This window comes from Peribacillus faecalis (genome assembly GCF_014712675.1).
Classification (GTDB): domain Bacteria; phylum Bacillota; class Bacilli; order Bacillales; family DSM-1321; genus Bacillus_AD; species Bacillus_AD faecalis.
The window spans coordinates 1-11591 of sequence record NZ_JACXSI010000027.1; the positions used below are offsets into that span (position 1 = coordinate 1).

Here is an 11591-nt window from a genome sequence, read left to right on the forward strand (position 1 = left end):
GATTAAAAGCTCTTGGAACCATATCATCTATCTTGAAAAGTCCATTAAGGAACTGGAAGATCGCATCTCAGTACTTCTGCAGCCTTATCAGGAAGAAGTGGATATTCTTCTGAGTGTACCTAGTATTCAAATCCAATCCGCAGCTTCCATTATTGCTGAAATTGGAACCGATATGACACAATTTCCTTCTTCTAAACATTTAGCTTCTTGGGCCGGCGTTTCACCGGGCAACAATGAAAGTGCAGGTAAAAAAAAAGGAAGCAAAACCGTTAAAGGCAATCCGCACATACAGGCTGCCCTCTGCCAAGTCGCTTGGAGCATTTCACGATCGAGAAAAACGCAGATGGCAGCTACCTTTTGGTCTTTATCAGCACGAAGAGGAAAGAAAAAAGCGATCACAGCGATTGCACACAAGCTCGTTAGAATCATTTATAAATTGTTTACAAACCGTCAACTCTATAAGGAGCCAGGTATAATAGCTTAACCTTATAAAACATATTGATTAGGGTATGTTTTTTTAAAAAACAAACAAGCATACCTCTCTTAAGATTGGGCATTTTTTGAAATCCACTTGTTTTCTCCTTACTTTTCTTCGCTACTTGCTTCGTTTAGTTTTTTTATTTTCACAGAAAAAACCGTCACTCAAAAATTCGCAGCCATCTTTGTTCAAAATATATACTTTCTAAAAAAAGAAGACTTCCTGAGAAAATCATCAGAAGCCTTCTTTTGTTTTGTCCTAAAGTACAGCAATAAAGGAGATTTTAATCAATCATTTGATTATCTCCACCTTTTTTCAATCAAATGATTGATTAGTTCACTGCAACTTCACTCTTTGTAGTCTAAGTGCATTCAGAACGACACTTACTGAGCTGAATGCCATAGCAGCTCCCGCCACCCACGGCTCCAGCAGACCGAATGCAGCAATCGGAATTCCAAGCGTATTATACCCCAGTGCCCAGAACAAGTTTTGTTTAATATTACGCACTGTCAGCTTGCTCATTGTGATTGCGTCCGCTATTGAATTTAAATCGCCTCTCATAAGCGTTATATCAGCAGCCTCCATCGCTACGTCTGTTCCTGTGCCGATCGCCATTCCGATATCAGCAGTGGCAAGCGCCGGCGCATCATTTATGCCGTCTCCTACCATCGCCACCTGTTTGCCTTGCTGCTGCAGTCTTTTTACTTCTTCAGCCTTCTGTTCCGGCAGCACTTCGGCAATGACATGTGGAATGCCGGCTTGGGCTGCGATAGCTTTTGCTGTATGCTCATTGTCACCAGTTATCATCCACACTTCGATTCCCAAATCCCGCAGGCGTTTGATCGCTGCTTGTGAGGATTCTTTAATCGTATCAGCTACGGCAACAATTCCGGCAAAAGTGCCATCAATTGCTACAAGCATTGCTGTCTTTCCTTCTTTTTCAAATGATTGGACCTTGCTTAAGCTTTCTCCATCTAAGTGCACTTTATGATTAAGCAACAGACGGCGTGTTCCAATTAGCAATTTGCGCCCATCAATCTCAGCTTCAATCCCGAATCCCGGATGAACAAGAAATGATTCTGCCTTGCCCGGCATTATTCCATGTTCCTCTGCTCCTTGCACAATTGCCTGCGCTAAAGGATGCTCGGAATTTTTTTCGGCTGATGCAACCAATCTCAGAAATTCTTTCTCCTTCCATGAAGCAGCAGTCTCTACATCTGTCAAAATTGGTTTTCCATTCGTGACTGTACCAGTCTTATCTAACAGAACGGTATCAATTTTATGCGTGCCCTCTAAGTGCTCGCCGCCCTTGAATAAAATACCGTATTCAGCAGCGCGTCCTGAACCGGCCATTATTGAAGTCGGTGTAGCCAATCCGAGCGAACACGGACATGCAATAACCAGAACAGCGATCATACTTTGAAGCGCTGCAGCAAAATCTCCGGGATTAACAAGGAAGTACCATGCAATAAAGGTAATGATAGCAATAGCAACAACAATAGGCACAAAAATCCCTGATATCTTATCCGCAAGCCGTTGAATTGGGGCCTTCGATCCTTGCGCTTGTTCAACAACTTTCACAATTTGTGCAAGTGCTGTGTCCTTTCCTACCTTTGTTGCTTCTATTTTTAAGAAGCCATTTTTATTGATTGTCGCTCCGACAACATTATCACCGGCACTTTTATCTACCGGCAAGCTTTCTCCTGTCAGCATCGATTCATCAACTGCCGATCGCCCTTCTATAATTTCACCGTCAACCGGCACTTTTTCTCCTGGCTTTACAAGAACGATATCACCAACGATAACTTCAGCAATGGCTACTACTTGTTCTTTGCCGTTTCTCTCAACCACCGCCGTTTTTGCTTGAAGCCCCATCAGCTTTTTAATCGCATCAGAGGAACGACCTTTCGCTTTTGCCTCAAACAATTTGCCAAGCAAAATCAGCGTGATTAATACAGCACTTGTTTCGTAGTATAAATGAACATTATGACCATGATGGCCGATTGAGCTTATACTTTCGTACAAACTGTAAAAGTAAGCAGCAGATGTGCCTAATGCAACAAGCACATCCATATTGGCGCTTTTATTTCGCAGCGATTTATAAGCACCAACATAAAATTGCCATCCGATTATGAATTGAACAGGTGTAGCCAATGCAAATTGGAACCACGGATTCATGAAAATATCCGGTATATAAATAAAGGATGTAAAGGAAAAGTGTCCAACCATTGTGTAAAGAAGCGGTAACGACAAAATAGCCGAGATGATAAACTTTATTTTTTGTTTTTGAATAGAAAGCACCCGATGGTCAACCTCTTCTTGGTCCTCTTTCAATTCAGCACTATAGCCGGTTTTCTCGATTCTTTTCGATATATCACTTGCCGATAAAACAGCCGGGTTGTAGGAAACTGTTGCTGTTTCCATGGCTAAATTGACATTGGCATTCATTACACCATCCATCTTCTTCAAAACCTTTTCAATCCGGCTTGAACAAGCAGCGCACGTCATACCGGTAACAGTGAATTCCGCGACATCCGCAGCTACGCCGTATCCAATCTTTTCAATTTTATCTTGCAAGTCATTTTCGGATAACTCTTTTGAATCATAAATAACAGTCGCTGTTTCCATGGCAAGGTTCACATTAGCGTCCTCCACGCCGTCCATCTTCTTCAAAACCTTTTCAATTCGGCTTGAACAAGCAGCGCATGACATTCCTGTAACTTGAAAAGTTGTTTCTTTTATTTTTTCGCTCATACTGCCAACCTCCACCCATATACCTTACAGGGGTATATAGAAGATTTAAGAAAACTCCGCAATAGAAAAACCGGCACCGTTCTTTTTCAACATGACTACGCTACTTAGATTCACTTCGTTGAAAGAGCCAAGCGGGAGGATAAGCGGAAGCGGCCCGCGAGTAAGGATGCTACGTCCTGTAGCAACGTCGCTGTACCTCCCTCCTTTAGACCTCCTAGCATGGCAGGTGCAAGGTTAGACAATTCCGGAGCACATCATAGTCTATTACTCTACATCATAGCCTTGGTCATCAATAACATCTTTAATCGCTTCAACCGTCACAACTGAAGGATCAAAATTAACTTCTACTTTTCCTTCGTTTAATTGAACATTAACTTCATTCACGCCATTCAGCGCACCTACACTGCCTTCCACTGCCTTCACACAATGACCGCAAGACATTCCGCTGACGTTTAATATAACCTTTTCCATCTGTATCTCTCCTTTTCCTTTACTATCTATTATTTATTAATAACGTAAAACTATTTAGACTTACTTCTTCATCAACTTTTGTATAGTCACAATCACTTCATCCAACACTTCTAAGTCGCCTTCTTGAATGCGCTCTGCGACACACGTTTTCATATGGCCTTCAAGCAACAACTTGGCTACACTATTCAAAGCTGATTGAGTGGCTGACAGTTGAGTGATAATATCGTCGCAATATACATCTTTCTCAATCATGCCCTTTATGCCGCGTATTTGCCCTTCTACCCGGTTCAAACGTGTAATCAAGTTTTTCTTAACTTGTTCCGAGTGGTGGCTTTTTCGGTGTGATTGCGAATGACAACACTCTTCTTCAACCAATCGTTCTTCTTCGGTTGAAAAATCATTTGACATATAATCTCCCCCCTACAAACAATAATGTACCATACCCCCCTACCCTATTCAAGTGCTTTTGAAAATTTTTCCAAATATAGGTAACAAGCTTAAATTTTTAAGTATAGTACGATACAATGATTTTATACATCAACTTAGGGAGGTTCACCATGTTAACAATTTATTTTACACGTCATGGGCAAACCGAATGGAATGTACAGCACAGAATGCAAGGTTGGGGCAATGGTGAATTAACAGAGCTCGGTTTATCTGATGCTAAAAACTTAGCCGTACGCCTTCATAATACCCCAATCGACAAAATATATGCCAGCACAAGCAAGAGAGCATACCAAACAGCTGAAATTATTGCAGATGGCAGGGTTATCCCCATTGTCAAAGATGATGTTTTCCGCGAAATGTGCTTTGGAGACTGGGACGGAAAATATCGCGATGATATTATAGAGCAGTTTCCGGAAGATTTCCGTACTTTCTGGGAAGAACCGCAAAACTTCAAACGCGAAACGTGTGAAACATTCTATGAACTGCAAAATCGCGTCAAACAAGCTATGCAAATGATTATTGAGCAGAATAGCAACGGGACAGTACTTGTTGTCGCACATTCAATCTTTCTGAGAATGCTTACTGCTACAATTAAGAATATGCCTATTTCAGAGATTTTCACGCAAAAACGCCCTGAAAATACGAGCTTAACGAAAGTCATTTACGACGGTAACTCATTACACATTGAATATGAAAGTGATATGTCGCATTCGGGCTAACAGGAGCGCAAACATAAAAAAGATGATTAGAGCTACTAATCATCTTTTTTAAATTAATTTTCCAGCAAACCCATCAGCACATATTTGGCATAATGTTTTTTTCTCATATTTTTTATTTCTTTTGTCTTTATTCCTGTCATCTTCATCGGCATTATGTAAGATACTTTATTGACCGGTACAGCATTAGGCTGTGTAGTTATGACTTCACCGGCAGCCAAGCCTGACTCAATCGCCGATTTCCCTTTGAATGTCAGTGCCGGCTTCACTTCATGACGTTCCAATATACCGGCAGCCGTTAATTTATACACATACTCTTTCCCTTTTGCAGAGTATGTTACATCTGTCAAGATAACCGGCAAATCCAATGCCTCTTCTACAATTACCTTCACTTGCAAGTTGGTGCCTGCAAAGAGACGGTCTTTATCCTTCTCAGTTTCTTCCTCTGATTCAATTCCCTCTGCTTCATCAGATAGTTCAGATGCTTCCTCCTCTATCTCCGCAAACTCGTCTTCTGCATCGGCTTCCTGCTCTTCTTCGTTAAAAGTAGCTAAAAATGCATAAACCGGTTCCTTACCTATGCTCGGTAACTCTGTTGGATATTCATTAATGAGCGAAATGACGCCTTCATATGTTTTTTTATGCAGTTCTGAATACATTGTGACTTTCTGGCCGACTTCAGCATCCTTCATTTGCTTCTCGGACAATAGACCTTCGACGACTAATTGATTAGAAGATATCGTAATGATTGGTGCTTTTAAATCTTTATTGATTTGAGTGACAATGCCGTCTGTATCGCTATATACTGTTACATTATCAATCTGTTCATCCAGCTGATCCAGTTTTTGTTCACTGGCATTCAATTTCGCTTCCAATTTCCCAATTTCCGCCTTTGCAGCAGCAATTGATTCTTCTACTTGGCTTTCAGCAATTAACGAAAAATCCACATTTACATCCACGTTCACCGTTACTTCGGAATTAGATTCTTTCGATGAACGATTGCGTGCTGATGATTTTGTATCAATTTTTTTCAAATCCGCTAACTGTTCTTCGACACTATCAATTTCGGACTCCAAGCGCTCAATTTCTATTTCTATTTCTGATTTTTGTTTCTCCAGCTCCTCCGAATCATAGGAAAACAAAGAAGTACCAGCAGTAATAAACTCCCCTTCCTTTACATAAATAGAAGCCAGTTCTCCTTCTTCCTCATCAAAATACACATACTGTTCGCTCTCCGGTAGCGCTACTCCCTCTGTTTTGAAGGTCTGTGTCACATTACCATTCTTGATTCGCTCCCATTCACTCACGTAAACCGTTCTTTCAGCCTTGCTGTCCTCCTTCAATAAGAGGAAGAGGTTCACTCCTATAAAGAGCACTGCAAATGCCAATATGTAATATCGTACCTTTTTCAACATATGCCGCCCCGCCCCCCTTAGAAGAAAACTCCAATTTTGATATATGATAATAAACCTGAAGCTATCCAAAAGAACAGAAACAAAAAGCCGATTACAATTAGAAGCGTTCTTCTGCTTACTTCAGATAACTCCTTTAAATAATAATAAGACATAACCAACATCCCAACTCGAAACAACGTGATTTGACTTAAGAAATGAGCCAAAATCTGGCTGTCCGATATATATTGGGCAATAATACCGAAAGATAAAATATTTGATATATCACCAACATCCAACCATATGTACAAAGGAATTTGCAGTGCTTTTTCTACTAAAAACAAAATGAAAATACTCATTTGAGCGATAACAATTCGTTGATAATCAGCTTGCAAAAAAGACCAATAGTAAATAGAGCTCAAAAAAAGAAAAATGCAAGCAACTAAAGCACCGGATAGTGTACTGCCGACCAAAAACAATTGGCTTCTCGCAATCCACGTTTCCATCTCTGCACCGATTAATTCTTTTGACAGTGACTCTGTCCCAATCCCTAAAAATGCATTTAACGCATATAAAATGATGCTAATAGCCAATAAAATAAAAATGTAACGTTTATACTGACTGCAATTCTCAGCTAACTTTAACTGATCGATGTATATACCCGGTTTCATAATTCCCTTCAAAGGTCTTACTGGCAAATTCATGTTTCTTCCCCTTTCCACTATCATTATAAGATTACCAAAAATTGAAATTTTTTGAAACTTTTTAATGGTAAATTCGACAGTATATTTAAGAATCCAAAACAAAAAGACCGGAATTCAATATATCCCGGTCTTCCTGATCTACTATATGATTCCTATTGCATCTAAAAATACGACAACAATGACAATCGGAATTAAGTACCTGACAATATAGTACCAAATATTGAAAGCAGTTTTGCCGAATCTTGAGCCTTCTAACAACTCTGTCTGCAGAACCTTCTTTCTAATTTTTAACGGAACGAAAATAGCAATTAACAATGCGCCGATCGGCAACAAGATGTTACTGACTAAATAGTCTGCCGCATCAAAAATATTCAAACCAAAAATTGAAATATGACTTAAAGAACTGTAAGACAATGCTGACGGTACACCTACAATGAAAATAAGTGCCCCCATAATAACAGAATATTTTCGTCGTTTATCTTCATCATCCTTAATAATCGAAGCAACTATAATTTCCAGCATCGAGAAAGCTGACGTTAGAGTAGCAAATAAGAACAATGCCAAGAAACACACTAAGAAAAATTCCCCGAAGAAAATATGCTCAAATACAGAAGGGAGAACGACAAACAGCAATCCCGGCCCTTCAGCAGGTTCCAGTCCTAGTGAGAAAACTGCAGGAAAAATCGCTAATCCAGCCAGAAGAGCAATAACCAAGTTCATCGAAACGATAGATATTGCCGGTTGGATTAAATTTGATCTTCTCGGCAAATATGAGCTGTATGTGACCATAACAGAAACCCCTACACTCAAAGAGAAGAACGATTGTCCTAAAGCAAATAAAATACTCTCAGATTTAATATTTGAAAAATCGGGAGAAAGGAAGAATTTCACTCCTTCAATCGCATTATCCAACGTTAATGATCGTACAATTAATACAACAAACAGGATGAATAAAGCCGGCATCAAAATCTTCGTTGCCTTTTCAATTCCTTGTTGAACGCCTTTTGCTACAACATAAACCGTAATCATTAAGAATACGCCTTGAGCAAGAACCGTCAAACCCGGATTGCTGATTGTGTCGCCAAACACTTGACTGTATTGAGCAGAATCATAAATAATGTCGCCAAACAGCCCCTTAACAAAGTAAATAACGATCCAACCGCCAATAACACTATAAAATGATAGCAATAAGAAACTTGTAAAAACACCAATCTTGCCGACCCAATGCCATTTCGTATTCGGAGCCAGTGCTCTGTAAGCACTGATTGCTTCCTTTTGTGTACTTTTACCAATAACAAACTCCGCTAAAAGTAACGGAAATCCGATCAACAATGAAAACAAAATGAAAAGCATAAAAAATGCTCCACCACCACTGACGCCCGTTACATAAGGAAGTTTCCATATCGCTCCGATTCCTATCGCTGAGCCTGCTGCTGCCAGTATAAAGCCAATTTTTGAAGACCATTGCTCATGATGCTGCATATCGTTCAACTCCTATCTCTATTTTTAAAACCTTTTTCCGCAAATCAACAAAAAAACCACGCCCCTATCTAATAGATAGGGACGTGGTTTAACACGCGGTACCACCCTAATTGAAAACAAAACAGCTGTTTTCCGCTTAGTGAGAAAATAACGGTTTCACACCGTCCTTATATCGCAATACTGTATTATCGCTTCCAAAGGAGAGCTCCAAGGATGAAATTCACCAAATCTTTGTATCAGTTTTCACCAACCACTGATTCTCTTTACTAACAGGGAGACCGGCTTACTATAGACTCTTCAACGCTCATTTAATATTTTATAATAATACTCGAAATTATATTATCATAATAAAAAAAGGTCAAGTCTGCTTTTGGACTTTCCTCTGAATTATTCCTATCTACACGCTTGAGTTCAATATATCAATATAACAAAAAATACACACAAAAGAACAAAAGCCCCTTATTCGCCATATATCCAAAATAAACACAAATTCTTTATAAATTATTTCGTTATAATATACTTAAGTGAGATATTTTTTAATTAATTTTAAAATTCAGTTAAGTGTAGCGTACAACAAACGTGCAAAGTCAACCTTGCTCGACAATTTAATTGATAATTCTGAATGTTAACTTCCATTTTTTCCAAACAAATAGTACACTACTACTATCACATTTTAAGGAGGGTGTTTCCATGAATCATAGCGATTTTTTACAAAAGACAATTGAATTAGCTAATGAAAGCATAGTAAACGGCGGAGGACCCTTCGCAGCCATTGTGGTTGACCAAAACGGCAATATTATAGGCATCGGTCAAAATTCAGTTACTAAAAATTCAGACCCTACTGCACACGCTGAAGTCGAAGCTATTCGTCAAGCTTGCCGAAATTCAAACAGCTTCCAGCTCGATAACTGCATACTTTATACAAGTTGTGAGCCGTGTCCAATGTGCTTAGGTGCTATTTATTGGGCAAGACCGGCCAAGGTATATTACGCTGCCGCCAAAACCGACGCTGCTTCAGCAGGATTTGATGATGCGTTTATTTATGAAGAAATTCAGAAACCCCATTCGTCCCGGTGCATACCTTTTATTTCCTTGCCGCTCGAAACAAAAAATGCACCATTCGAGAAATGGTCTTATTATGAATCTAAAATAAGCTACTAAAGTAAACTTGTCTTTGGCAAGCCTGATAAGGCGCAGGCAAAGGTCTAGTTGTACTTATACTATAGACTTGAAATTGGCGTCTAAGTCGAGTTTTTCACCTTGTTGCCAATTTATCTGCTTTTTTATAGTGTAAGAAAAACTAGCACCAGTCCTTTATCATTTTTTAATATATATTATCTCCCCAAAGAAACCCCACACTGCAGAACAGTGTGGGGTATTTGTAGCTTCTTTATATTACCAATGACGGCTGGCTCCGCCTCCGCCTGAGGAACCGCCTCCTCCGCCTCGGGGACCGCCGCCTCCTCCATTACCGCCTCCATTACCACCTCTCGCCAACATGATGAGCAAGAATCTTGTGAATGTACCTCCAAAAAACAGCATATCCACAATTACAATGATTACGATAATGACGCCCACTATAATGAGCATGAAAGGATTATCTGCTTGATTCTCATACGGAACGGTCTCTACCTGCTCTCCGTTCCAATTGTATTCTGTTGCGACTTCATTATATAAAACCTTATACGTTTGAATAATTGCCTCATCATACTGCCCGTCCTGTAAGTAAGGCATTGTAAAATCATCAAGAATTCTTCCCACTTTTCCGTCCGGAAGCGCTCCTTCAAGACCGTAGCCTACTTCAATTCGAACCGCTTTATCGTCTATGGCAATCACAAGCAGCACGCCATTATTCTCTTCCTTACTGCCGATGCCATATTCTCTGAAGGCTTCATTCGCATAATCTTCAATTGATGAGCCATCTAAAGAATCTACCGTCAAGACTGCTACTTGCGCGGTAGTAGCATCCTCCAAGTTTCTCCCCAGAATATTCAAACTTGCTTTTTGCTCAGAAGAAAGCAGACCGGCGAAGTCCTGGACGTATATATCTCCTACAGGATCAGGTATGTCCGCTTTTGCCTCCGCCATTAAAGGAGAAAGACTAAGAAAGAGAAGAAGTGCTGCTATCCATTTGAAAGCAGCTTTTTTCATCATTCATCATTCTCCCCAAAGTCGACAGTAGGCGCTTGATCCGCTCCTTCGCTTGCTTTAAAGTATTCTTTTTCATCAAAATTGAAAACTCCTGCTATGATTGAACCCGGAAAACGTTTTACGCTGCGGTTATATGTAGAAACAGCGTCATTATAGTCCTTGCGAGCGACTGCAATTCGGTTCTCCGTGCCGGCAAGTTCATCCATTAATTGTTGAAATGTCTGATTTGACTTCAAATCCGGGTAGTTTTCTACCACAACTAACAGACGGTTCAATGCAGTTGTCAATTGATCATTGGCCGTTGCCTGATCACCTGGTGTTTTTGCACCTGCTAAATTGGCGCGTGCATCAGAAATGCTTTGGATCACTTCTTTTTCCTGACTTGCATACCCTTTAACGGTATTAACCAAATTAGGAATCAAATCCAATCTCCGTTGCAATTGGTTCTCAATCTGCGCATATGCCTGGTCTACGTCTTCATCCTTATTTACTAACCCGTTGTAACTCGGAATGATAGTTATGGCTATAATAGCAATAACAGCCAAAATACCTATAAGCCAACCATACTTCTTCAATAAAAAGCACCTCTTTTTCAAATTATTATTTCAATATACCTTTTATATTACACTAAATATTAAAGGAGAAAACCTGCTTGCCCCAGATACTGATGGAAAAATAGTAATCAGGCGAGACAGATGTTCATACTCGACACTCTAGTACAATCGTTGCCGTAATATACATATTCTATTCTACTCAACCCATTCTAATTACTTTCCAAAAATACACACTTGCATCAGCAAACAAAAAAAGCCCGCAAAGCGGACTTTTTTCTGTTATATAAAATAGTACAACTTCAATCTTGAGTAGCTGTCTAACCTTATACCTGCCATGCTCGGAGACCTACAAGATGTAGGACATATCGGCGAAGACACGCGGACGTGGTGCCTTTAGCCGATGTTCCTTTTCTGCCTCTCCCAAGAAACCAAAACCGTTTTTT

General features: G+C 39.9%; 11 protein-coding genes and 1 other annotated feature. Of the genes, 3 read left to right on the plus strand and 8 right to left on the minus strand.

All coding sequences use genetic code 11. From position 1 onward, the window contains the following. Positions 1-484 (plus strand): transposase (locus IEO70_RS11870; RefSeq protein ID WP_190998598.1); only part of this gene is annotated, 484 nt, incomplete at its 5' end. 330 nt (positions 485-814) lie between these two features. Here IEO70_RS11870 and IEO70_RS11875 read toward each other — a convergent pair. The 3 genes from IEO70_RS11875 to IEO70_RS11885 form a co-directional block, all read right to left on the minus strand. After that, positions 815-3232 (minus strand): heavy metal translocating P-type ATPase, encoded by a 2418-nt coding sequence (locus tag IEO70_RS11875; RefSeq protein WP_190998599.1) that lies wholly within the window; start codon positions 3230-3232, stop codon positions 815-817. A 264-nt stretch (positions 3233-3496) separates the two neighbouring features. Continuing rightward, positions 3497-3703, minus strand: a complete 207-nt coding sequence (gene copZ, locus IEO70_RS11880; protein WP_190998600.1) for a copper chaperone CopZ — start codon at positions 3701-3703, stop codon at positions 3497-3499. A gap of 60 nt (positions 3704-3763) precedes the next feature. Further along, positions 3764-4111, minus strand: coding sequence for a metal-sensitive transcriptional regulator (locus IEO70_RS11885; RefSeq protein WP_190998601.1), 348 nt, complete (start codon positions 4109-4111; stop codon positions 3764-3766). A 149-nt stretch (positions 4112-4260) separates the two neighbouring features. Between IEO70_RS11885 and IEO70_RS11890 the strand changes: the two genes are divergently transcribed. Next, entirely contained in the window at positions 4261-4869 is a 609-nt protein-coding gene (locus tag IEO70_RS11890; RefSeq protein ID WP_190998602.1) for a histidine phosphatase family protein, read from the plus strand. A gap of 53 nt (positions 4870-4922) precedes the next feature. Here IEO70_RS11890 and IEO70_RS11895 read toward each other — a convergent pair whose 3' ends face one another. The 3 genes from IEO70_RS11895 to IEO70_RS11905 form a co-directional block, all read right to left on the minus strand. Then, positions 4923-6281, minus strand: coding sequence for an efflux RND transporter periplasmic adaptor subunit (locus tag IEO70_RS11895; protein WP_190998603.1), 1359 nt, complete (start codon positions 6279-6281; stop codon positions 4923-4925). A gap of 17 nt (positions 6282-6298) precedes the next feature. Beyond that, entirely contained in the window at positions 6299-6961 is a 663-nt protein-coding gene (locus IEO70_RS11900) for a hypothetical protein (RefSeq protein ID WP_190998604.1), read from the minus strand. Between the two features lie 141 nt (positions 6962-7102). Beyond that, complete coding sequence (locus IEO70_RS11905; protein WP_190998605.1) at positions 7103-8443, minus strand: sodium-dependent transporter; 1341 nt, start codon at positions 8441-8443, stop codon at positions 7103-7105. Positions 8444-8517: 74 nt separating this feature from the next. Beyond that, positions 8518-8753, minus strand: a binding site (T-box leader). 380 nt (positions 8754-9133) lie between these two features. Here IEO70_RS11905 and IEO70_RS11910 point away from each other — a divergent pair. Continuing rightward, the gene (locus tag IEO70_RS11910; RefSeq protein WP_190998606.1) at positions 9134-9604 is read left to right on the plus strand and encodes a nucleoside deaminase; all 471 of its coding nucleotides are present in this window, start codon (positions 9134-9136) and stop codon (positions 9602-9604) included. A gap of 234 nt (positions 9605-9838) precedes the next feature. Here IEO70_RS11910 and IEO70_RS11915 read toward each other — a convergent pair whose 3' ends face one another. Together IEO70_RS11915 and IEO70_RS11920 are read right to left on the minus strand one after the other, a co-directional pair. Further along, positions 9839-10597: a TPM domain-containing protein gene (locus tag IEO70_RS11915; RefSeq protein WP_407949199.1), complete on the minus strand. Its 759-nt coding sequence runs from the start codon at positions 10595-10597 to the stop codon at positions 9839-9841. Further along, positions 10594-11169: a LemA family protein gene (locus IEO70_RS11920; protein ID WP_190998607.1), complete on the minus strand. Its 576-nt coding sequence runs from the start codon at positions 11167-11169 to the stop codon at positions 10594-10596. The genes IEO70_RS11915 and IEO70_RS11920 overlap by 4 nt, the downstream gene beginning before the upstream one ends. Positions 11170-11591 lie beyond the last annotated feature (422 nt).